This window comes from Bacillus sp. B15-48 (assembly GCF_016879755.1).
Lineage (GTDB): Bacteria > Bacillota > Bacilli > Bacillales > Cytobacillaceae > Mesobacillus_B.
The window spans coordinates 166,775-188,524 of sequence record NZ_WOFU01000005.1; the positions used below are offsets into that span (position 1 = coordinate 166,775).

The window sequence follows — 21,750 nt, forward strand, 5'->3', positions numbered from 1 at the left end:
ACTCCTAATTCGAAAAGCGGGATTTCTAAATGATGCTAAACCTAAAACGACATAAAGATGGTTCGTCCAAATGATGTCATCCCTTTATTATAATAAATGCAGTAAATGCATGAGTGGCCAAACAAATAAAAGGCTGTCAAACCTGTCCAAAATACCTCCGTGACCTGGAAGAATTCTACCTGAATCCTTTACAGCGTAATGTCTTTTTAAAGCAGACTCGACTAAATCACCAATTTGTCCAAAAATGGACAGAACGGCCGTTATTACTAATAAAATCATCAGGTTTGTGTTCATATCTGCAAAATAGCCAAATAAAGCAGCGACAATTAATGCACAAATGACACCACCTACTGACCCTTCTCGTGTTTTGTTCGGGCTAATTTCCGGCCATAGCTTATTTTTACCGAAAGCACGTCCAATAAAATAAGCACCTGAATCCGTTGCCCAAATAATGAATAGCGAATACACAACATATGTCAGACCGTTCGTAGCCCCTCTCGTTTCGATAAAATAAAAGAAGCCGATGCCAACATAGAGTGTTGCCATAATCGAAAAAGCAACATCCTCAAAACTAAAACGGTTTTTGGTCAAAACTGTATAGGATAAAAACAGTAATACCGCTAAGACGGTAAAATCAATTTTCGTATAATTCAAACCTTCAATAATCTTGAGTTGTTCATTAGGGATAAGAAAGATCCATAACAATCCTAAGGAAATCATACCAGGAACGGACCAAAGCTTAATCTCCCGCATTTTTAGAACTTCATACAATCCAACAGATGCAAGACAATAGACCATTAATACGAAAGGACCCCCGCCGATAATAACGATTGGAAGAAAAATGGCTGCTGCGACAACTGCTGTTAGAATTCTTTGCTTCATTTCATTCACTCACCTTTATTTAACTCCTCCATAGCGGCGCTGGCGACTTAGATAAACCTCTATTGCCTCAACAAAGTGTTCTTCACTAAAGTCTGGCCATAGTACATCTGTAAACCAAAACTCCGTATATGCTAACTGCCAAAGCATAAAGTTACTCAGACGAATTTCACCACTCGTCCTAATTAATAAATCAGGATCGGGTAAACCAGATGACATTAAATAGGAGGAGAACCGCTCTTCGGTTAGCACCTCCTTATTAATTTTTCCATTTTCAGCATCATCTAAGACACGCTTTACCGCTTCCAAAATCTCCGTTCTACTTCCATAGTTAAGCGCAAAATTGAGGACAAGACCAGAATTATCCTTTGTCTCGTTCATCGCTTTCTCAAGCGCATTCAATGTATGGGGTGGCAATTTATCTTTATTCCCCATCATCGTTATCTTCACATTTTCTTCAATCAGGTCTGGGAGATAGGTTCCTAGATATTCTTCAGGAAGCTTCATCAGAAAATCAACTTCAAGCTTCGGACGTTTCCAATTCTCAGTTGAAAAAGCATATAGTGTCAACGATTTCACACCAAGATTATTTGCAAGCCGTGTAATTTTCCTTACTACTTTCATTCCCTCATGATGCCCAGCAACTCTAGGGAGAGAACGTTTATTTGCCCACCGACCATTGCCATCCATGATGATGGCGATGTGTGTAGGCAATTCTTGGGATTTTATTTCCATCATGCGTTCTTGAAGACTGGAAGTTTTATTTTGGGACTTCCAGGGATTTAGTTTATTTAACATAAGACAGCTCCCCTAAGTAGGTTAAAACTCACATATCAAATAGGAAAGAAACTTCCTTAACCAACCTATTTCCACATGTTCCTATCATACCAAAAATAAATAAAGAAATCTCTCTATAAAAAGAGTATGTATGAATCCTCAAAAACAGAATCATCGCTTACATAACATTTTTATCTTGCTATGAAAAAACCCCCTGTAAAAGAGGGTCTTTTCACTTTATTTATACTAACAAAGACAAGTAATTAAACTTCTAGTAACTCTTTTTCTTTATCTTTTGTAATTTGATCAATTTTGCTAATAAAATCATCTGTCAACTTTTGGACATCATCTGAGTATGCACGAAGTCCATCCTCTGTGATTTCACTATTTTTCTCAAGCTTTTTAAGTTCTTCATTCGCATCACGACGGACATTTCGAACGGCAATTTTTGCATCCTCTGATTCTTTTTTCACTTGCTTTGCAAGTTCTTTACGACGTTCTTCTGTTAACTGAGGAATCGCTAGGCGAATAATTGTACCATCACTTGTCGGGTTAATTCCTAAATCTGATTTCATAATGGCTTTTTCAATTTCACCAAGAATCGTTTTGTCGTACGGCTGTATCACAAGAAGTCTTGCCTCTGGAACTGAAACCCCAGCTAACTGATTAATAGGAGTAGGTGCACCATAATAATCAACCGTTATGCGGTCTAAAAGAGAAGCATTTGCTCTGCCGGCACGAATGCTCGCTAAATCACGAGTATAAGCTTGTATTGCTTTTGTCATCTTATCCTTTGCTTTATCAATGACTTGTTTTGGCATATTTATTTCCCCCTAACAATTGTTCCAATTTTTTCACCCATTACGGCTCTCTTAATATTCCCTTCCTCCATTATTGAGAATACTATTAATGGGATATTATTGTCCATACATAAGGATGATGCAGTCGAATCCATTACAGCTAGACCTTCTTTAATCACATCAAGATAGAATAATTCATCATATTTAACCGCAGTTGGCACAGTACGCGGGTCTGCAGAATAGACGCCATCAACATTATTCTTTGCCATTAAAATGACATCTGCTTCAATCTCTGCAGCTCGTAATGCGGCCGTAGTATCCGTTGAGAAGTACGGGTTCCCAGTTCCGGCAGCAAAAATAACCACTCTTGTTTTCTCAAGATGTCGAATCGCACGTCTGCGAATATACGGCTCAGCAACTTGTCGCATTTCAATGGATGTTTGCACCCTTGTTTCAATGCCTTCTTGTTCAAGGCTATCTTGAAGAGCAAGTGAGTTCATAACTGTTGCAAGCATTCCCATATAGTCTGCAGTTGCTCGGTCCATTCCCATCTCTTCACCAATTTTACCACGCCAGATGTTTCCTCCGCCAACGACAACCGCTACTTCAACACCTAATTCAGCAAGTTCCTTCACTTGTCCGGCAATGTTTTTAATCACTGTTGGATTAATCCCGAAGCCTTTTTCACCAGCTAAAGCTTCTCCACTCAATTTTAAAACAACGCGTTTGTATTTTGGGCTGCTCATAAAAACCTCCAAAAGATAGAAATGTGGGAGCGCCTTTTTTGGCACTGACACAAAAGCATTCTGTCCAAAAACAGGGAACACAATGTGTTCCCTGAAAATTAACTATTTTTTCCATCTTTACTCAATTTATTTTTTATTTACTTGGCTCATAACTTCTTCAGCGAAATTATCTTCACGTTTTTCAATGCCTTCGCCTACTTCAAAACGTACGAACTCACGAACTTTTCCGCCACTAGCTTCAACAAATTGACGAACCTTTTGGTCAGGGTTTTTAACGAATGCTTGGTCTAAAAGACAGACATCTTCGAAGTATTTGCCTAAACGACCTTCAACCATTTTAGCAACAATGTTCTCAGGTTTTCCTTCATTTAGTGCTTGTTGTGTTAAAACTTGGCGCTCACGTTCTACTTCATCAGCCGAAACCTCATCACGTGAAACATATTTCGGGTTAAGTGCTGCTATATGCATAGAAACATCTTTTGCCACAGTTTCGTCTGTTGTTCCTTCAAGAACGGAAAGAACACCAATGCGTCCACCCATATGTAAGTATGCACCAAATGCATCTGCATCTGTTTTTGATTTCAATTCAAAGCGGCGAAATGAAAGCTTTTCACCGATTTTAGCAATTGCAGAGTTAATATGTTCGGCAACTTCCGTTCCATTATCCATTTTTTGTTTTAAAGCTTCATCTAAATTAGCAGGTTTATGCTTTAAAAGATGTTCAGCAAGTTCCTTTACAAGTGTTTGGAAACCTTCGTTTTTTGCAACAAAGTCTGTTTCAGAGTTCACTTCAAGAAGAACTGCATCATTTCCGTTAACTACTACTGTAGTTAAACCTTCAGCAGCAATACGGTCGCCTTTTTTCGCAGCTTTTGCGATTCCTTTTTCACGTAGAAGGTCGATCGCTTTTTCCAAGTCTCCATCTACTTCTTGAAGCGCTTTTTTACAATCCATCATCCCAGCACCAGTTTTTTCACGTAATTCTTTAACCATTTGTGCAGTAATTGCCATTACGAAAATCCTCCTTTTAATTAAGTGAGTATGTACCTATCCATTTTTCACATAATATATGAGTTTTAAACTTTAAAAAAAGGTGATAAAGGGCAACCCTATATCACCTTTCCCCATCTAACCTTAAGCTTCAACCGTTTCTGGAGCTATTTCTTCCCCTTGCTTTGCTTCAAGGATGGCATCAGCCATTTTTCCAGTTAAAAGTTTCACAGCACGAATCGCATCATCGTTTGCTGGAATCACAACATCAATCTCATCTGGATCACAGTTCGTATCAACGATTCCAACGATAGGAATGTTTAACTTGCGTGCTTCAGCAACAGCAATGCGCTCTTTACGTGGGTCAATGATGAAAAGAGCATCAGGTAAGCCCTTCATGTCTTTAATTCCACCTAAGAATTTTTCTAACCGCTCTTGCTCTTTTCTTAATTGAACAACCTCTTTTTTCGGAAGAACATCAAATGTTCCATCTTCAGCCATTCTTTCAATATTTTTAAGGCGTGAAATACGCTTTTGAATTGTTTCGAAGTTTGTTAAAGTTCCACCTAACCAACGTTGGTTTACATAGTACATTCCAGAACGCACTGCTTCTTCTTTAACAGAATCTTGAGCTTGTTTCTTTGTACCAACAAATAGAACCGTACCGCCTTCTGCAGCTAGATCCTTCACCCAGTTGTAAGCTTCTTCAACCTTTTTAACCGTCTTTTGTAGGTCGATAATGTAGATTCCATTACGCTCTGTGAAGATGTACTTCTTCATTTTTGGGTTCCAACGACGAGTCTGGTGACCAAAATGTACACCAGCTTCAAGCAATTGTTTCATAGAAATTACTGACATGTTTTTTTCCTCCTAATGGTTTGTTTTCCTCCGGCCATCTCATCTTTAGCGAGAACTGAGATCATCAGCACCATTCGCTTAAATCCATGACCGTGTGTATTAACACCGTCTAATAATATAGCATATGTGAAAATAACAATCAAGTCTATCCTTAAAAACTTTTTAGAGAAAAAACGTAGTTTAAGGGTGAAAAATCCTGCTCATTATGAACAGGATTTTAGTCAATTTTATTTTGTTTGTTATTAATTCGATTTTAATTTTTCTAACTCAAACAAGAATTTGTCATTTAAAACTTTAATATAGGTCCCTTTCATACCTAGTGAACGAGATTCAATCACTCCGGCACTTTCCAATTTACGAAGGGCGTTTACAATTACAGATCGTGTAATCCCGACACGGTCAGCAATTTTTGAAGCTACGAGCAAACCTTCTTTTCCATTTAGCTCTTCAAAAATATGCTCAATGGCTTCAAGTTCACTGTATGAAAGCGAGCTAATTGCCATTTGGACAACGGCTTTACTGCGTGCTTCCTCTTCAATTTCTTCCGATTTTTCACGTAAGATTTCCATCCCTACAACAGTTGCCCCATATTCTGCAAGAATTAAATCGTCATCATTAAATGGTTCGTTTACTCGTCCTAAAAGTAATGTACCAAGGCGTTCTCCGCCCCCAATAATTGGAACGATTGTTGTTAAACCTGTCTTGAAAAACTCTTTGTTTTCTACAGGGAAAATTGTATATTCACTGTCAACATCCAAGTTTGAAGATGTCTCATAAATATTGAATAACCCTTGTGTATACTCTTCTGGGAATTGACGATCTTCTAGCATTTTTTTTATGCGGTCGTTTTCGATTTGCTGGTTCACAGCAAAACCTAGTAACTTTCCACGGCGACTAACGACAAAAATATTTGAATCAATTACTTCCGATAGAGTTTCAGACATTTCTTTAAAGTTTACCGGTTTCCCAGCTGCCTTCTGAAGCAAAGCATTAATTTTTCTTGTTTTTGATAGTAAGTCCATTTGTGTCTTCCTCCTATTTGCATATACAAAACTTCATTTTATTTTTTATTTATTTGTTTTCTCATCACTTGGGCGAATTCTTACATCTAATACCCTAAATAGCATTCAGCGAAACGATTTTACAGAATAAATCGACTCAAATCTTTATTGCGAGATATCGCACCAAGTTTCTCTTCAACATATTGAGGGGTAATTACAATCTCTGCCATTGAAATATCCGGTGCTTCAAAACTTAAGTCCTCAAGCAATTTTTCCAAAATTGTATGCAGCCTTCTCGCCCCGATATTATCCGTATTTTGGTTTACTTCAAAAGCAACCTCTGCAACCTTACGAATAGCATCGTCAGAAAATTCAATTTGTATACCTTCCGTCTCCAATAATGCTTTATATTGTTTAATTAAGGCATTATCAGGCTCAACAAGAATACGATAGAAATCATCCACTGTTAACTTACCTAACTCAACCCGAATCGGAAAGCGACCTTGCAGCTCCGGAATTAAATCGGACGGTTTTGCCATATGAAAAGCTCCAGCTGCCATAAATAAAACATGATCTGTTTTGACAGGCCCATATTTTGTCACAACAGTGGACCCTTCTACAATCGGTAAAATATCTCTTTGTACACCTTCTCGGGAAACATCAGCTGATGAACCTCCTGAGCTTTTGCTTGCAATTTTATCGATTTCATCAATAAAAATAATTCCTGTCTGTTCAGCACGAACAGTCGCTTCTTGTGCGACTTCATCCATGTCAATTAGTTTCTGCGCTTCTTCGTTTACCAAGACTTTTCTAGCCTCTTTAACAGGCAGCTTCCGTTTTTTTTGCTTTTTAGGCATTAGGTTGCTAAGCGCATCTTGCATATTCATCCCCATCTGTTCCATCCCAGAACCTTGAAGCATATCAAACATTGATGGAGTTTGTTCTTCTACTTCAACTGTGATGATTTCATTTTCTAACTCACCGAGTTCAAGCTTTTCCTGAACAACCTTTCGTTTTTCCTTCAAATTCATTTCCTCAGTCGTTGAAGCGGAATCTTGTTCAGGCTGTGCATTCCCTCCAAATAACATTTCGAGCGGGTTTTTATAATTTGCCGATTTTTTTGTTGAAGGAACTAACAATTCAACTAGACGGCGATTCGCATTTTCCTCGGCCCGTTCCTTTACGCTAACCAGCTTTTCTTCCCTTACTAGCCGAACAGAGGTTTCAACAAGGTCCCTTACCATTGACTCGACATCACGACCGACGTATCCTACCTCAGTAAATTTTGTCGCTTCTACTTTAACGAAAGGAGCCTTTACCATCTTTGCCATCCTTCTGGCAATCTCTGTTTTTCCGACACCAGTTGGACCAATCATTAAAATATTTTTCGGGCTGATTTCATCACGAATGCTTTCATCAAGCAAACCTCTTCGATATCGGTTTCTCAAAGCGACCGCTACCGCTTTCTTTGCTTCGTTCTGTCCAATAATGAATTGATCTAATCGTTCCACGATTTGTCTTGGAGTTAGATTCGTATTTTTCATACAGCTTTCTCCTCCTACAATTCTTCCACAATAATATTCGTATTTGTATACACACAAATATCAGCGGCTATTTTTAGGGCCGCCTGAGCAATTTCCTTCGCAGTTAAATGTTCGCCGGAATACTGTTTCAACGCTCGACCTGCTGCTAGAGCGTAGTTCCCGCCTGAACCAATCGCTAAGATGCCGTCATCAGGCTCAATTACTTCCCCAGTACCAGAAACAAGCAATATATTTTCCTCATTCATCACAATAAGCATGGCTTCTAATTGCCGAAGCATTTTGTCTCCTCGCCATTGCTTTGCAAGCTCCACCGCTGCTCTTTGAAGACTGCCGTTATATTCCTCAAGTTTGGCTTCAAACATTTCAAACAAGGTGAAAGCATCAGCAACAGAACCGGCAAATCCGGCAACTACCTTTCCATTAAATAACTTTCTTACCTTTCGCGCTGTGTGTTTCATCACAACTGCATTTCCGAAAGTGACTTGACCATCACCTGACATTGCACATTTCCCTTTATGTTGAACCGCAAAAATGGTTGTGGCATGAAATTGAGACATCCCTCTTCCTCCTTTTGGCCTTATGCCCTTGGATGAGTGGACATATAGGTCTGTCTTAAATGCTCATTCGTCACATGGGTATAAACTTGTGTTGACGAAAGAAACGCATGGCCTAACAATTCCTGAACCGTTCTCATATCCGCTCCATGATTTAGCATATGAGTTGCAAATGAATGTCTGAGCTTGTGGGGATGAATTTTTCCACTGATTGCAGATTTCTCAAACAACTTGTTTAAAATTTCACGAACTCCCCTATCCGTCAATGCTCCCCCACGGAAATTCACAAATAAGAACCCATGGTCCTCTCTGCCATTTAATAAGTCATTGCGGGAAGTATGTATATAGTTTTCCAGTTCGTCGTGAGCAAAGCTGCCAAACGGAACGTATCTCTCTTTATTCCCTTTCCCTTGAACGAGTATGGTTGAAAGATAAAAATCAACGTCCTTCAAACGAAGTTTACAACACTCACTCACACGAATTCCTGTAGCATACAATAGCTCTAGCAATGCTTTGTTCCTTTTTCCAAGCGGAGTATTTGTTTCACAAGACTCAAAGAGAAGTTCCATTTCCTCCTCGTAAAAAAAGCCAGGAAGTCGCTTTTCAGCTTTTGGGATGGAAACGAGGGAAAAAGGATTTTCTTCCACAAGTTTTTCTCGATGTAAAAATTTATAAAAACTCCGAAGACAGGATATCCTGCGGGCAACCGTCCTTCTCGATAGGCGTTGTTCGAATAACTTAGTCAGATAAATCCTTACGTCGGAATATTGAACTGCTTTTACGTCTAAAATCGCTTGTTCATCCATGAACATAAAAAAATCTGTTATGTCGTGTTGATAATGTTTAATCGTATATTGCGAACAATTCTTTTCAATTTGTAAATATTCGATAAATAGTTTTAAAGAAACGTTCACATCTTCCGTCAATTCTTCTCACCTCACACAGGCTACTAAATGTTATCATATGTTAGTAGCCTCTTGCAACAATTTTTACAAATTTTTCACAAAGTTCTGAATTGTTTCCATCGCCCGCTTAGCATGCTGTTCATTTCTTTCCTGCTTATTTTTTATTTTCTTTGGCAGATCTGGAAGTAAGCCAAAATTTGCATTCATCGGCTGGAAGTTTTTAGAATTCGTTGTCGTTATATAATTAGCCATGCTTCCCATTGTTGTTTCTTTCGGAAATTCAACGGCCGATTCTCCCGTAACTAACCTTGCAGCATTGATTCCAGCAATTATCCCACTAGCAGCCGACTCCACGTATCCTTCTACTCCTGTCATTTGACCTGCAAAAAATAAATCATGACGATTATTAAACTGATAGGTCGCTTTTAGAACTTTTGGAGAGTTAATGAACGTATTGCGGTGCATTACTCCGTATCGCACTATTTCCGCATTTTCAAGCCCAGGAATTAACCGAATAACTTCTTTTTGCGGCCCCCATTTGAGATGAGTTTGAAAACCAACGATATTATATAATGTCCCAGCGGCATCATCCTGCCTTAATTGAACAACAGCATAGGGGCGTTTCCCTGTTTTTGGATCTTCAAGCCCAACTGGCTTCATCGGTCCAAACAACATCGTCTTTTTCCCGCGATTAGCCATTACTTCAATCGGCATACAGCCTTCGAAGAAAATTTCTTTCTCAAATTCTTTTAACGGTACGGTTTCCGCTGCAACTAAAGCTTCGTGAAACCGATTAAACTCTTCTTCTGTCATCGGACAATTAAGATAAGCAGCTTCCCCTTTATCATAACGAGACTTCAAATAAACTTTATCCATATCAATACTGTCTTTTTCAAGGATTGGCGCTGCAGCATCATAAAAATACAGATAGTCCTCTCCAGTTAGCATCTTTAAATCTTGCGAGAGAGCTTCACTTGTAAGAGGTCCAGTAGCAATAATTGTTGGTCCTTCTGGTATTGCTGTTACCTCTTCATTGATTACCGTTACGTTCGGATGACTTTTCACTTGTTCAGTCACTCTCGCTGCGAAATCATGACGGTCAACCGCAAGTGCTCCACCAGCCGGTACTGAACTAGCGTCAGCTGCCCCAATGATAACCGAATCGAGCATCCTCATTTCTTCTTTTAACACACCGACAGCATTTGTTAAAGTATTTGCACGCAGCGAGTTGCTGCACACCAATTCTGCAAATTTATCCGTATGGTGAGCTGGCGTTTGCTTAACCGGTCTCATTTCATACAGTTTCACTTTTATTCCTCGTTTAGCTAACTGCCACGCAGCTTCACTACCAGCAAGTCCTGCTCCAACTATGGTAACAATTGCTTCTGTCATTTCCATCCTCCAGTTGCTTCATTGTAAGTCGATTGCTTGTTTTTACACATTTAGTTTACCCTTATGAAATTATATTTGCATCTAATGTTACGAAATGGAACAAAAAAAAGTTTCAGATTTAACAAAAAATGATTTTATCATAACTGAACACAAAACAAAAGAGTGAGCTTCTGCTCACCCTTATTTTTGTGGAGTTTCTTTATAGTCACATTCAATACATGACACTTGAACTCCCTTTTTAAGTTTCTTTTCAACTAAAAGACTTTCACACTTCGGACAACTTCTGGCAAGCGGCTTATCCCAAGAAAGAAATTCACATCCTGGATAACGATCACATCCATAAAAAATCCGACGTTTTTTACTCTTTCTTTCAATAACGTTTCCTTCTTTACAACTCGGACACTTAACACCAATCTCTTTCACAATTGCTTTCGTATTGCGACAATCTGGGAAATTACTACAAGCCATAAACTTTCCGTATCTCCCCATTTTAAAAACCATTGCATTGCCGCATTCTTCGCAATCCTCGCCTGCAGGTTCATCCTTAATTTCAACTTCCTGCATCTCTTGTTCCGCTTTTTCAAGGTCTTTTTCGAACCCCTTATAAAAACCGTCGATAATTTTGACCCAATTTACTTTTCCATCTTCGATACTATCGAGATCCTGCTCCATCTTTGCTGTAAATTCAACATCAAGGATATGTGGAAAGAATTCAATGATTAGCTCTAATACAATTTCCCCTAATTCAGTTGGAACAAACCGCTTATTATCAAGGCTAACATATCCTCTTTTCTGAATCGTATCAAGTGTCGGGGCATAAGTTGAAGGTCTACCGATTCCCATTTCCTCAAGCGTTCTTACGAGACGCGCCTCCGTATACCTTGGGGGCGGCTGTGTATAGTGCTGTTTCGGTTCAATCTCCTTTTTCAACACCTCGTCGCCTTCAGCTAAATTGGGAAGCATCCGATCTTTTTCGTCTGTTTCATCATCAGTGCCTTCTACATAAACTTTCATAAAACCAGGAAACTTTATTTTTGAACCTGTCGCCCTAAATGTAATTCCCATGTTAACTAGATCAACACTCATCGTATCCATCACAGCTGGAGCCATTTGACTGGCAACAAAGCGTTCCCAAATTAATTTATATAAACGAAATTGGTCTCTAGATAAATACTCCTTAATCTCAGTAGGTACTCTTAGAGCACTCGTTGGACGAATAGCTTCGTGAGCATCCTGACCATTTGTTTGTTTCTTTTCTTTCTTATCCGTTGTTTTTAAAAATTCCTTGCCATATTCTGAAACAATATAACCACTTGCTTCTGCTTGGGCAACCTCAGAAATCCTTGTCGAATCAGTTCTCATGTAAGTGATTAAACCAACTGTTCCTTCACTTCCAAGATCAATCCCCTCGTATAACTGCTGTGCGAGCATCATCGTTTTTCTTGCTCTGAAATTTAGTTTCCGAGCGGCTTCCTGTTGTAACGACGATGTAATAAATGGGGGAGCAGGGTTTCGCTTTCGTTCTTTTTTCGTAACACTATCAACTTTAAATGTATTTCCTTTGAGCTGCTTCAATATCTTTTGAACATCTTCTTCTGATTTCAATTCAACCTTTTTTGAATCAACTCCATAAAAGCTGCCCTCGAACTTTGTTTTTCCTTTCAAGAATTCAGCACCAATTGTCCAATACTCTTCAGGTACAAAGCTTTTTATTTCTCTTTCGCGATCAATAACCATCCTTAACGCGACCGATTGGACCCTACCTGCACTTAGCCCTTTTTTTACTTTTTTCCAAAGAAGAGGACTGATATTATAACCAACGAGCCTGTCTAGAATACGACGGGCTTGCTGTGCATCGACAAGATCCATATTAATCGGGCGTGGATGCTTAAACGAATCTTTTATTGCATCTTTCGTAATTTCATTAAACACAACTCGACAATCAGAATTGACATCAACATCAAGACTGTTCGCTAAATGCCAGGCAATTGCTTCCCCCTCACGATCCGGGTCAGCCGCGAGGAATATTTTCTTCGCTTTTTTGGCCGCTGATTTTAATTCTTTTAAAACAGGACCTTTTCCTCGTATCGTTATATATTTCGGTTCATACTCACGATCTATATCGACACCCATTTGACTCTTGGGCAAATCTCTTACATGCCCCATTGAGGCTTTCACTTTATATTTTTTACCTAAATAACGTTCAATCGTTTTCGCTTTGGCAGGCGACTCAACGATGACTAAATACTCCGACATTCAGTAGTCCTCCTTAGAGGGATTAAAATTACCACTATTATTTAATATGCAGTTCCACGTTGTCAATAACCTGCGGAAAGAAAACGGTTTCACTTACCTTCTTTTACCGCTTTTATAATAATGAATAGAGAAGTCCCTACTATATAATTGTCCTGATGCAAAATGTATAACAGATTTAAAATAATTTCAACCATTTTGTTGTAAATTTTCCAATTGAGGGCGTTTTTTGACAAGAAAACTCTTCATTTTACCGGTATTTTTGACTATTTCGCCTTATTTTTCACAAATCAAATTAAAATTTCTTCTATAATATCTTTCGGTTCCTTTACTAACTTTGCACCAAGCTGAATGAGCTCATTTGTTCCGCAATAGGAGGGAGAAAGAATGCTACCTGGGATGGCAAAAACCTCCCTGCCTTCATTCAATGCATAATCTGCCGTTATAAATGAGCCGCTTCTTTTTTTAGCCTCAATGACTAGCGTTCCTTTCGCCAAACCACTAATGATCCGATTCCTTAACGGAAACTGCCATTTTTCAGGTCTGAAGATTGGCGGATATTCAGAAATAATCGCCTGGTCCCGCATCATACGATGGGCCAAAGAACAATTTTCCCGCGGATAAATATGATTAAAACCTCCCGCAATGACCGCAAGCGTCTTCCCACCATTCTTCATGGCGATTTCATGGGCATGCGCATCAATCCCTCTAGCTAAACCGCTTATAATCATTGCACCACGGTGAATCAATTCTGGAAATAAATATTCAATCACATTTCTCCCATATGGCGTTGCTTCTCTACTTCCTACAACCGCTAAAGAAAAACTAGAATTTAATAGATTTGAATCCCCTTTCACAAACAAGATCCACGGAGGTTGATAAATGGTTTTAAGAAGAGGAGGGTAGCCTTCATCAAAAATACTAATCATTTTAACTTTACTAGTAAAATAATCTTCAAGCAAATCATCAATCGGAATTGCATTGAGCATTGAAGGGAGATTTGACTGAACGATTTCATCGTTAAGAGGAGAGTAGAGGTCACGTAAGGAAGGGTTTGCTTTCAACAATGAGTAAATCGCCTTCCACCCTAACCGTTTACAATGCACCAATTGTATAAGCCGTTTTTTTAGTTCATCCATTTAAGGACCTCCTTGACGGGGATATTTTTGAAAAGTAGGAAGAAAAATTACGAGGATTAGAAGATTAAAAGAATAGGCAAACAGTCCCTTAACTAAAGGAGGGACTGTTTGCACTATTTTTGATTAATGAGTTTTACACTTGTCGTATAGTCCTTGTTCTTTAAGAACTTCGATTAATGTTTCTCCCATTACTGAAGGCGTTTCAGCCACTTTAATGCCACACTCGTTCATTACGCGAATTTTCTCATCCGCGGTTCCTTTTCCACCAGAAATAATGGCGCCAGCATGACCCATACGCTTTCCCGGAGGCGCAGTACGACCACCAATGAAACCAACAACAGGTTTCGTCATATTGGCTTTTACCCACTCAGCAGCTTCTTCTTCAGCCGTTCCACCAATTTCACCAATCATAATCACTGCATATGTTTCCGGATCCTCATTAAATGCGTTCAAAACATCAATAAAGTTCGTACCGTTAACAGGGTCGCCACCAATCCCAACAGCTGTAGTTTGACCAATTCCAGCTTGTGTCAATTGATGAACCGCTTCATACGTTAATGTACCCGAACGGGAAACGACACCGACATGACCTTTTTTATGAATATAGCCTGGCATAATTCCAATTTTACATTCGTCTGCTGTAATCACCCCTGGACAGTTCGGTCCGACAAGGCGAGTTTTCTTACCTTCCATATAACGTTTTACCTTTACCATATCTAGTACAGGAATATGCTCCGTGATACAGATAGCAAGTTCAAGTTCAGCATCAACAGCTTCCATGATCGCATCTGCTGCAAACGGAGCAGGAACATAAATGACGGACGCAGTTGCACCGGTCGCTTTTACAGCCTCTTGAACAGTGTTAAAAACAGGAACTCCTTCGACTTCTTGTCCACCTTTTCCAGGAGTTGTTCCAGCAACGATTTTTGTTCCGTATTCCAGCATTTGTTTTGTATGAAATAAAGCTGTGGAACCAGTAATCCCTTGGACAATGACTTTTGTATCTTTATTAATAAATACACTCATAACAACGATTCTCCTTCCTATCCTACTTAACTAGTGAAACAATTTTTTGCGCGCCGTCAGCCATTGATTCAGCTGCAACTAAATTCAATCCGGATTCATTTAGGATTTGCTTCCCAAGATCCACATTGGTTCCTTCAAGACGAACAACAAGCGGAACTTCTAATCCAACTTGTTTTGCAGCCTCAACTACACCATTAGCAATGACATCACACTTCATAATTCCACCAAAAATATTAACGAAAATACCTTTTACGTTTTGATCGGATAGAATAATCTTAAATGCTTCGGTTACCTTTTCTGCCGTTGCACCGCCCCCAACATCAAGGAAGTTTGCGGGGTCACCACCGTAATGTTTTACAATGTCCATTGTAGCCATTGCAAGTCCGGCACCATTTACCATGCAACCAATGTTTCCATCTAAAGAGATGTAACTTAAATCGTATTTAGATGCTTCAATTTCCTTTGCATCTTCTTCTTCAAGATCACGAAGTTCAATGATATCTTTACGACGATAAAGAGCGTTCGCATCAAAATTCAGCTTTGCATCAAGTGCCATGACTTTGCCGTCCCCTGTAACGACAAGCGGATTGATTTCAGCAATCGAACAATCCTTTTCAATATATGCGTTATATAATCCCATCATAAACTTCACTGCTTGGTTAACAAGCTGAGTAGGGATATTAATATTAAAAGCAATTCTTCGCGCTTGGAAAGCTGTTAATCCTACAACAGGATCGATTTGCTCTTTGAAGATTTTTTCCGGGGTTTTTTCCGCAACTTCTTCAATTTCCGTTCCACCTTCTTCTGAAGCCATTAAAACAACTCGAGAAGTGGCACGATCAAGCACTAGACCGACATAATATTCCTTTTTGATGTCACAGCCTTCTTCAATAAGAAGTCGCTTTACTTCTTTCCCCTCAGGTCCCGTTTGATGAGTGACAAGCGTTTTTCCTAGGATTTCACTTGCATATGTACGAACCTCATCTAAATTTTTTGCTACTTTTACCCCACCAGCTTTTCCACGTCCACCAGCATGAATCTGTGCTTTTACAACACAAACCTGGGTTCCTAATTCTTTCGCGGCCTCAACAGCTTCATCGACTGTGAATGCCACTTTACCATTAGGTACTGTAACCCCATATTGTCTGAGGACCTCTTTTCCTTGATACTCATGGATATTCATTTTCCCATCCTCCTATCAACTTCCACATAGTTTGCAACATGTTCGTTGCAGAATTTTAACTAAAAAACTGTTTCAAAAATAACAGACTGCGCTTTCATTGTATATAATGAAATATTTCTTGTCTAGCTTTATGATTAAAAATATTTCGGTTTTTCTAAAATTCTGACAAAGTGTACGAAAAAAAGACCCTGTAAACGACTATTTACGGGCCTTTTAGATAAGGCAGGAGATTTATTATCTAAACGATTATTTTTCTTGTATAGAGAACGACTTTATCGGAGCAAAGCTTTTTCGATGATAAGGCGTTATTCCTTCCCTGCTAATCGCAGCTAAATGTTCTGCCGTCCCATACCCCATATTCGAACCGAAACCATATTGGGGGTATTCATTATGAATTTCACGCATAAACCGGTCTCTCGTCACTTTTGCAATGATTGAAGCGGCAGCAATTGTCACACTTCGACTATCCCCTTTAATGATTGCTTCAGCGGGATAAGGTGTCTCAAGCTTGACAGCATCGACAAGCAAAAAGTCAGGCTTCATTGGCAGTTGCGCGATTGCATGATTCATAGCTTTTTTTGATGCCTGCAAAATATTGATACGGTCAATTTCTAATGCATCGATAAACCCGATACCGATCGCTATAGCCTCCGAGCGAATTTTATCGAAATAATCATTTCGTTTTTGCTCGCTAAGTTTCTTGGAATCATCGATACCGGGTAAATAAAAGTCGTCAGGAAGGATGACAGCGGCAGCGACAACTGGGCCCGCAAGAGGACCTCTTCCTACCTCATCAATCCCGGCAATAAACTGAAACCCTTGGGCCTTAAACTGGCGTTCATAGGAAGTCATTTCAACATATTTTTTATGTAATAATCGTTCCTTTTCCTTCTGCCTCATCCATTTCTTAAGAAGACGCTGGACCCCTTTCCGTTCGTCTTTTTCAAGAAGTTGAATAAACGCCTCATCAATCTCGTTATTCTCTTCCAACATTTTTTCGATTTCTTCAACCGTTAATTTCCCCATAAAATCTTCCGTTCTTTTTTATTTCTTATTAACTCATAGGACAAATCCCCTTACTTTTCCTCTTGTATATCTCTAGGTCGTTCAAAAGTAAGCGGACCAAACTTTTCTCCACGTATTTCCCTAATCACAGTTTCAGCTACTTTATCATAATCAATTTCTTTGCCCTGTTTAAATCCCCGTACTAGCCCGATTTTGTCAAATAGTTCGATTATATCCTCTGGGATTTCCGTTAACTCAAACTTTTCCTTTAACCTTTCAGGGTAGTTTGTCCGCAGAAATTTCAAAGCATATACTGCTACATCATCTAAATTTAGAATCGTGTCTTTAATCGCACCTGTAACAGCTAATTTTAATCCCACTTCTTGGTCTTCAAATTTTGGCCAGAGAATTCCAGGGGTATCAAGGAGCTCGAGTTCATTTCCCACCTTGATCCATTGCTGCGCTTTCGTGACTCCAGGCATATTTCCTGTTTTCGCAATATTTTTCCCGTGAAGGCGGTTAATCAGCGTCGACTTTCCTGAGTTCGGAATTCCGACAATCATTGCACGAATAGCCCGCGGCTTAACTCCTTTTGCTTTTAACCGTTCAAGCTTATCCGTCAATAAACGTTTCGCTTCACTAACAATTGGCTTCAATCCTACGCCAGCCTTAGCATTAATCGCCAAAGCGGTTACGCCTTGATTCTTAAAGTAGCGAATCCACTCCGCTGTTCTTTCCTTGTCGGCCATATCAGCCTTATTTAGAAATACAATTCGCGGCTTATGCTGGACGATCTCATCAATCATTGGATTGCGCGACGAATAAGGTACTCTCGCATCCACTAATTCAAAAATAATATCGACTAGCTTAAGTTTCTCGGTTACTTCCCTACGAGCTTTAGCCATATGGCCAGGAAACCATTGGATTGTCATTTGCAAAAAACCTCCTTACGATGAGGAAGCGCTTTGTTTATGCCCTGCATAAGTTTGACAGAGAATGAACAAAGCGCTCCTTATTATTCGACTAGTCTAATATCTTCAATTGGCCAATAAATCAAACTTGTTTTCCCAAGAACTTCCCCGAGTGGGACTGTACCGATATGGCGACTATCCTTACTGTATCGACGATTATCTCCCATGACGAAAATATGACCCTCAGGTACTGTTTCTCTGCCAATTTTCTCCTCTAATGTAAATGGGTCTGTAAGCGGCCCATCAATGACTTGCTTTTTATATTCTTCCAAGTATGGCTCTTCGTATGCTTTCCCATTTATATAGAGTGTATCATTTCGATATTCAAGCTTATCTCCTGGTAAACCAATCACTCTTTTTATGTAATCTTTATTTTCTGGCGCATGGAAAACGACAATATCAAAGCGTTCAGGCTCCCCTATTTTATAACCTAATTTATTGACTATCATTCGATCCTGATCATGTAGGGTTGGCATCATTGACAATCCATCTACCACAATAGGGGCAAATAAGAAGTACCTGATGACTGCTGCTAAAATAACAGCAATGATTAGTGCCTTTGTCCATTCCCAAAATTCATTTTTTTTCTGTGCCATTCTTTCCCCACCATTCTCAGAAAATCTTTTTTCTATATATATCTTTATTTTACATAACTTATGAAACATAAACACAATGGGAGGGTTTTTTTTACATAATTTTTATATTCAAAATGAGAGTTGCCCGTATTCTAAGAAAAAGGAGCTTGTTTTGCAAGCTCCTTTTACCTAAATTCATATTAGCGAATTTCTTTAATACGAGCTTTTTTACCACGTAATTTACGTAGGTAGTAAAGTTTCGCACGGCGTACTTTACCGCGACGGATTACTTCAAGCTTCGCAATTTTTGGTGTATGAACAGGGAATGTACGTTCAACGCCTACCCCGTAAGAAATCTTACGAACTGTAAAAGTTTCGCTGATTCCACCACCACGACGCTTAATTACAACACCTTCAAACACCTGAATACGCTCACGAGTTCCCTCAACAACCTTAACGTGTACACGTACAGTGTCTCCAGGACGGAAAGCAGGTAAATCAGTGCGAAGTTGTTCTTTTGTAATTTCTGCAATTAGACTTTGCATCGTTTTCAACTCCTCCCACAAATGCTCTTATACATGTTAGTACAGCGGAACATCGTTATCCATGACGAGCTTTCAGCTCAAGCCACAAAAAATACTATACCATAATGAAACATTAACTGCAATAATTATTCCTTTTGTTTTTTTATTTCATTTAACCATTTCTGGTGTTCTTTTGGAAGTTCGATTTCTTCAAAAAGATCCGGACGACGAGTATGCGTTCTGCGAAGGGATTCTTTTATTCTCCATTCTTCAATTAAACGATGGTTTCCAGATAAAAGAGTGTCAGGAACCTTCATTCCCCGAAAATCTGCTGGTCTTGTATAGTGAGGGTGCTCCAATAAGCCAGTACTAAACGAATCTTTAATATGTGATTCTTCACTGCCAAGTACCCCAGGCAACAGTCGTACAACACTATCAACCACGACCATTGCTCCTAACTCCCCACCTGTAAGTACATAGTCACCTATAGAAATTTCATCGGTAATTAAATGCTCACGAATCCGCTCGTCATAGCCCTCATAATGGCCGCAAATGAAAATAAGATGCTCTTCCCTGGAAAGCTCTTCTGCCTTTTTTTGTGTATAACGTTCTCCTTGTGGACACATTAATATGACTCGCGTCTTCTTCACTTCTGCTTTGTCAACTATATGTGCAACCGCATCAAATATCGGTTGAGGCTTTAATACCATCCCTGCCCCTCCTCCGTATGGATAATCATCGACGGTTTGATGACGGTTATCGGCATACTCCCGGAAGTTCACTACATTATAACTTACCGCTTGTTTGTCTTCAGCTTTCTTCAGAATAGAATGTCCGAAAACACCAGCAAACATTTCTGGAAAGATCGATAGGATATCAATCTTCATCATGATAAAAGCCCTTCGATCGGTTCAATTAAAATTAATTTCTCTTTAATGTCGACTTTTTTAACGACATCTTCTATATAAGGAATGAGGATTTCTTTCCCTTTCTTTGCCTTTACCACCCAGACATCGTTTGCTCCAGGCGTGAGAATTTCAACAATCTTTCCTATTTCCTCACCATCGATTGTTGCAACGAGGCAGCCGATAATATCTTGGAAATAATATTCACCTTCTTCGAGTGTCCCACGTTGACTTTCAGGAACTTTCAGGATGCCATCTCTCATCGCTTCCACTTGATTCACATTATCGTAACCTTCAAAGGTCAGCAAATCAAAGTTTTTATGTGTTCGGTGACTGCTGACAACCAGTTCGATTGGTTCTTTTTCTCCCGATTTAAAAAGAAAGAGCATATTCCCTGTTTTGTATCGTTCCTCCGGAAAGTCCGTTCTTGATATTACTCTTACCTCGCCACGTAATCCGTGGGTATTAACGATTTTTCCAACATTAAACCATTTCTTCATTTTTAACCTTCACCTCTCACGTATTTCAACAACAACACCGTCTTTCACGACAATTGTTTTTTCATTAAGGAAATCATCCCAAAGATCCCCTTCGTTAATTTCAACAAGTGCTTGAAGCTCTGATTCTTTCAACTCGCTTCCTAACGGTAGAATATGTAATTGTTCCATATAAAAATCCCATTGTTTTATTTTCTCATAGCGGGTACGAATTTCCTGATCAAATTGTTTTTGTAATAACTCTGAAGAGAATTTTTTTAACTTTTCCTGCTTTTTTAATTCAAACTTTAATTGTTCTGTTTCTTTTTGCAATTGAAGCTTTTTTCCTTCATATTTTTGCAGAAGTCGATCTTTGCTTGCTTCTGTTAATACTTGTTTAACGATCACTGTTTGAATGACCTTCACAACCTCACCTCTCCATTACTCAGCGATGGTTTTATTTCTCTTTCATTTTAGATCCGGCATTGATATGCATGTTCATTATATATGAAACGAGTAAAAAAGAAAAAGACCGACTTTAAAATCATGTTTAATGATTTTAAGTCCGTCTTTCCAATACTGAACTATTCAACAATCTCTAAAAAGATCTTCTTTTGTTGTGACGATCCTGCTGCATAGACGACAGTTCGAATGGCCTTTGCAACGCGCCCTTGTTTTCCAATTACTTTTCCCATATCACTTTTATGAACAGATAGAAAATACGTAATTCGATTGTCTTCTTCAGATGTGCTTACACGTACATCTTCAGGAAATTCGACTAAAGGCGTTACGATTGTTTCAATTAAATCTTTCATGTTCACGATTACTTGCTTAATTTAGCATTATGGAATTTCTCCATGATGCCTTCTTTTGAGAACAGATTACGAACTGTGTCAGATGGTTTCGCACCGTCCTTAAGCCATTTAAGAGCAAGCTCTTCGTTGATGTCAACTACTGCTGGATCTGTAACTGGGTTGTAAGTTCCTACTGTCTCAATCAAACGTCCATCACGAGGAGAACGAGAATCAGCTACAACAATACGATAGAAAGGAGACCTTTTAGCTCCCATACGCTTTAAACGAATTTTTACTGCCATTTTAAATAAGCACCTCCGAATAGTTTCACACAAGATAGAATAATATCAAATTGTTTTTTAATTGTAAAGTGTTTTTTCTTTACACACTGAAAAGCGAAGGCGACTGCACAGGGACGACAAGCATAAGACGCGCCCTGTAAGAAGGTGTTCT

At 39.1% G+C, this 21,750-nt stretch carries 24 protein-coding genes; all 24 read right to left on the reverse strand.

The features are described from left to right. Window positions 1-87: 87 nt before the first annotated feature. Entirely contained in the window at window positions 88-882 is a 795-nt protein-coding gene (locus GNT69_RS16925) for a phosphatidate cytidylyltransferase (protein ID WP_203556160.1), read from the reverse strand. A gap of 15 nt (window positions 883-897) precedes the next feature. Next, entirely contained in the window at window positions 898-1,677 is a 780-nt protein-coding gene (locus GNT69_RS16930; RefSeq protein WP_203556161.1) for an isoprenyl transferase, read from the reverse strand. Window positions 1,678-1,919: 242 nt separating this feature from the next. After that, complete coding sequence (frr, locus tag GNT69_RS16935) at window positions 1,920-2,477, reverse strand: ribosome recycling factor (RefSeq protein WP_203556162.1); 558 nt, start codon at window positions 2,475-2,477, stop codon at window positions 1,920-1,922. Between the two features lie 2 nt (window positions 2,478-2,479). Then, complete coding sequence (gene pyrH / locus GNT69_RS16940) at window positions 2,480-3,202, reverse strand: UMP kinase (protein ID WP_203556163.1); 723 nt, start codon at window positions 3,200-3,202, stop codon at window positions 2,480-2,482. Between the two features lie 126 nt (window positions 3,203-3,328). Further along, entirely contained in the window at window positions 3,329-4,213 is an 885-nt protein-coding gene (gene tsf, locus GNT69_RS16945; protein WP_203556164.1) for a translation elongation factor Ts, read from the reverse strand. A 123-nt stretch (window positions 4,214-4,336) separates the two neighbouring features. Further along, window positions 4,337-5,050, reverse strand: coding sequence for a 30S ribosomal protein S2 (rpsB, locus tag GNT69_RS16950; RefSeq protein ID WP_203556165.1), 714 nt, complete (start codon window positions 5,048-5,050; stop codon window positions 4,337-4,339). A 242-nt stretch (window positions 5,051-5,292) separates the two neighbouring features. Next, window positions 5,293-6,072, reverse strand: a complete 780-nt coding sequence (gene codY, locus GNT69_RS16955; protein ID WP_203556166.1) for a GTP-sensing pleiotropic transcriptional regulator CodY — start codon at window positions 6,070-6,072, stop codon at window positions 5,293-5,295. Window positions 6,073-6,191: 119 nt separating this feature from the next. Continuing rightward, on the reverse strand, window positions 6,192-7,595 hold the full coding sequence (gene hslU, locus GNT69_RS16960) for an HslU--HslV peptidase ATPase subunit (protein WP_203556167.1): 1,404 nt from the start codon (window positions 7,593-7,595) through the stop codon (window positions 6,192-6,194). Window positions 7,596-7,609: 14 nt separating this feature from the next. After that, a complete protein-coding gene (gene hslV, locus GNT69_RS16965; protein WP_203556168.1) occupies window positions 7,610-8,152 on the reverse strand; it encodes an ATP-dependent protease subunit HslV in 543 nt (180 codons plus the stop codon). Between the two features lie 20 nt (window positions 8,153-8,172). Then, on the reverse strand, window positions 8,173-9,075 hold the full coding sequence (xerC, locus tag GNT69_RS16970) for a tyrosine recombinase XerC (RefSeq protein ID WP_203556169.1): 903 nt from the start codon (window positions 9,073-9,075) through the stop codon (window positions 8,173-8,175). A gap of 63 nt (window positions 9,076-9,138) precedes the next feature. After that, on the reverse strand, window positions 9,139-10,446 hold the full coding sequence (trmFO, locus tag GNT69_RS16975; RefSeq protein ID WP_203556170.1) for an FADH(2)-oxidizing methylenetetrahydrofolate--tRNA-(uracil(54)-C(5))-methyltransferase TrmFO: 1,308 nt from the start codon (window positions 10,444-10,446) through the stop codon (window positions 9,139-9,141). Between the two features lie 180 nt (window positions 10,447-10,626). Next, window positions 10,627-12,702, reverse strand: coding sequence for a type I DNA topoisomerase (gene topA, locus GNT69_RS16980; protein WP_203556171.1), 2,076 nt, complete (start codon window positions 12,700-12,702; stop codon window positions 10,627-10,629). Window positions 12,703-12,989: 287 nt separating this feature from the next. Next, a complete protein-coding gene (gene dprA, locus GNT69_RS16985; RefSeq protein ID WP_203556172.1) occupies window positions 12,990-13,838 on the reverse strand; it encodes a DNA-processing protein DprA in 849 nt (282 codons plus the stop codon). Window positions 13,839-13,961: 123 nt separating this feature from the next. Beyond that, the gene (sucD, locus tag GNT69_RS16990) at window positions 13,962-14,864 is read right to left on the reverse strand and encodes a succinate--CoA ligase subunit alpha (RefSeq protein WP_203556173.1); all 903 of its coding nucleotides are present in this window, start codon (window positions 14,862-14,864) and stop codon (window positions 13,962-13,964) included. A 22-nt stretch (window positions 14,865-14,886) separates the two neighbouring features. After that, window positions 14,887-16,047, reverse strand: a complete 1,161-nt coding sequence (gene sucC / locus GNT69_RS16995; RefSeq protein ID WP_203556174.1) for an ADP-forming succinate--CoA ligase subunit beta — start codon at window positions 16,045-16,047, stop codon at window positions 14,887-14,889. A 246-nt stretch (window positions 16,048-16,293) separates the two neighbouring features. Next, a complete protein-coding gene (locus GNT69_RS17000; protein ID WP_203556175.1) occupies window positions 16,294-17,073 on the reverse strand; it encodes a ribonuclease HII in 780 nt (259 codons plus the stop codon). Window positions 17,074-17,123: 50 nt separating this feature from the next. Further along, a complete protein-coding gene (gene ylqF / locus GNT69_RS17005) occupies window positions 17,124-17,984 on the reverse strand; it encodes a ribosome biogenesis GTPase YlqF (protein ID WP_203556176.1) in 861 nt (286 codons plus the stop codon). 83 nt (window positions 17,985-18,067) lie between these two features. Beyond that, on the reverse strand, window positions 18,068-18,619 hold the full coding sequence (gene lepB, locus GNT69_RS17010) for a signal peptidase I (RefSeq protein ID WP_203556177.1): 552 nt from the start codon (window positions 18,617-18,619) through the stop codon (window positions 18,068-18,070). Window positions 18,620-18,798: 179 nt separating this feature from the next. Further along, entirely contained in the window at window positions 18,799-19,143 is a 345-nt protein-coding gene (rplS, locus tag GNT69_RS17015) for a 50S ribosomal protein L19 (RefSeq protein WP_203556178.1), read from the reverse strand. Window positions 19,144-19,268: 125 nt separating this feature from the next. Next, complete coding sequence (trmD, locus tag GNT69_RS17020; protein ID WP_203556296.1) at window positions 19,269-20,009, reverse strand: tRNA (guanosine(37)-N1)-methyltransferase TrmD; 741 nt, start codon at window positions 20,007-20,009, stop codon at window positions 19,269-19,271. Then, the gene (rimM, locus tag GNT69_RS17025) at window positions 20,009-20,527 is read right to left on the reverse strand and encodes a ribosome maturation factor RimM (protein WP_203556179.1); all 519 of its coding nucleotides are present in this window, start codon (window positions 20,525-20,527) and stop codon (window positions 20,009-20,011) included. Before rimM ends, trmD begins: the two co-directional genes overlap by 1 nt. A gap of 9 nt (window positions 20,528-20,536) precedes the next feature. Next, window positions 20,537-20,929 (reverse strand): YlqD family protein, encoded by a 393-nt coding sequence (locus GNT69_RS17030; protein WP_203556180.1) that lies wholly within the window; start codon window positions 20,927-20,929, stop codon window positions 20,537-20,539. A 158-nt stretch (window positions 20,930-21,087) separates the two neighbouring features. Continuing rightward, the gene (locus GNT69_RS17035; protein WP_203556297.1) at window positions 21,088-21,318 is read right to left on the reverse strand and encodes a KH domain-containing protein; all 231 of its coding nucleotides are present in this window, start codon (window positions 21,316-21,318) and stop codon (window positions 21,088-21,090) included. An 8-nt stretch (window positions 21,319-21,326) separates the two neighbouring features. Next, entirely contained in the window at window positions 21,327-21,599 is a 273-nt protein-coding gene (rpsP, locus tag GNT69_RS17040; protein WP_203556181.1) for a 30S ribosomal protein S16, read from the reverse strand. Window positions 21,600-21,750 lie beyond the last annotated feature (151 nt).

Bases quoted from the DNA above. Each gene is read 5' to 3' on its own strand.
- trmFO (WP_203556170.1), bottom strand. From the start codon at position 10,446: ATGACAGAAGCAATTGTTACCATAGTTGGAGCAGGACTTGCTGGTAGT.
- hslU (WP_203556167.1), bottom strand. From the start codon at position 7,595: ATGAAAAATACGAATCTAACTCCAAGACAAATCGTGGAACGATTAGAT.
- GNT69_RS16925 (WP_203556160.1), bottom strand. From the start codon at position 882: ATGAAGCAAAGAATTCTAACAGCAGTTGTCGCAGCAGCCATTTTTCTT.
- tsf (WP_203556164.1), bottom strand. From the start codon at position 4,213: ATGGCAATTACTGCACAAATGGTTAAAGAATTACGTGAAAAAACTGGT.
- sucD (WP_203556173.1), bottom strand. From the start codon at position 14,864: ATGAGTGTATTTATTAATAAAGATACAAAAGTCATTGTCCAAGGGATT.
- hslV (WP_203556168.1), bottom strand. From the start codon at position 8,152: ATGTCTCAATTTCATGCCACAACCATTTTTGCGGTTCAACATAAAGGG.
- rimM (WP_203556179.1), bottom strand. From the start codon at position 20,527: ATGAAGAAATGGTTTAATGTTGGAAAAATCGTTAATACCCACGGATTA.
- GNT69_RS17035 (WP_203556297.1), bottom strand. From the start codon at position 21,318: ATGAAAGATTTAATTGAAACAATCGTAACGCCTTTAGTCGAATTTCCT.
- GNT69_RS16930 (WP_203556161.1), bottom strand. From the start codon at position 1,677: ATGTTAAATAAACTAAATCCCTGGAAGTCCCAAAATAAAACTTCCAGT.
- sucC (WP_203556174.1), bottom strand. From the start codon at position 16,047: ATGAATATCCATGAGTATCAAGGAAAAGAGGTCCTCAGACAATATGGG.
- rpsP (WP_203556181.1), bottom strand. From the start codon at position 21,599: ATGGCAGTAAAAATTCGTTTAAAGCGTATGGGAGCTAAAAGGTCTCCT.
- topA (WP_203556171.1), bottom strand. From the start codon at position 12,702: ATGTCGGAGTATTTAGTCATCGTTGAGTCGCCTGCCAAAGCGAAAACG.
- dprA (WP_203556172.1), bottom strand. From the start codon at position 13,838: ATGGATGAACTAAAAAAACGGCTTATACAATTGGTGCATTGTAAACGG.
- GNT69_RS17000 (WP_203556175.1), bottom strand. From the start codon at position 17,073: ATGGGGAAATTAACGGTTGAAGAAATCGAAAAAATGTTGGAAGAGAAT.
- rpsB (WP_203556165.1), bottom strand. From the start codon at position 5,050: ATGTCAGTAATTTCTATGAAACAATTGCTTGAAGCTGGTGTACATTTT.
- pyrH (WP_203556163.1), bottom strand. From the start codon at position 3,202: ATGAGCAGCCCAAAATACAAACGCGTTGTTTTAAAATTGAGTGGAGAA.
- ylqF (WP_203556176.1), bottom strand. From the start codon at position 17,984: ATGACAATCCAATGGTTTCCTGGCCATATGGCTAAAGCTCGTAGGGAA.
- rplS (WP_203556178.1), bottom strand. From the start codon at position 19,143: ATGCAAAGTCTAATTGCAGAAATTACAAAAGAACAACTTCGCACTGAT.
- codY (WP_203556166.1), bottom strand. From the start codon at position 6,072: ATGGACTTACTATCAAAAACAAGAAAAATTAATGCTTTGCTTCAGAAG.
- frr (WP_203556162.1), bottom strand. From the start codon at position 2,477: ATGCCAAAACAAGTCATTGATAAAGCAAAGGATAAGATGACAAAAGCA.
- trmD (WP_203556296.1), bottom strand. From the start codon at position 20,009: ATGAAGATTGATATCCTATCGATCTTTCCAGAAATGTTTGCTGGTGTT.
- lepB (WP_203556177.1), bottom strand. From the start codon at position 18,619: ATGGCACAGAAAAAAAATGAATTTTGGGAATGGACAAAGGCACTAATC.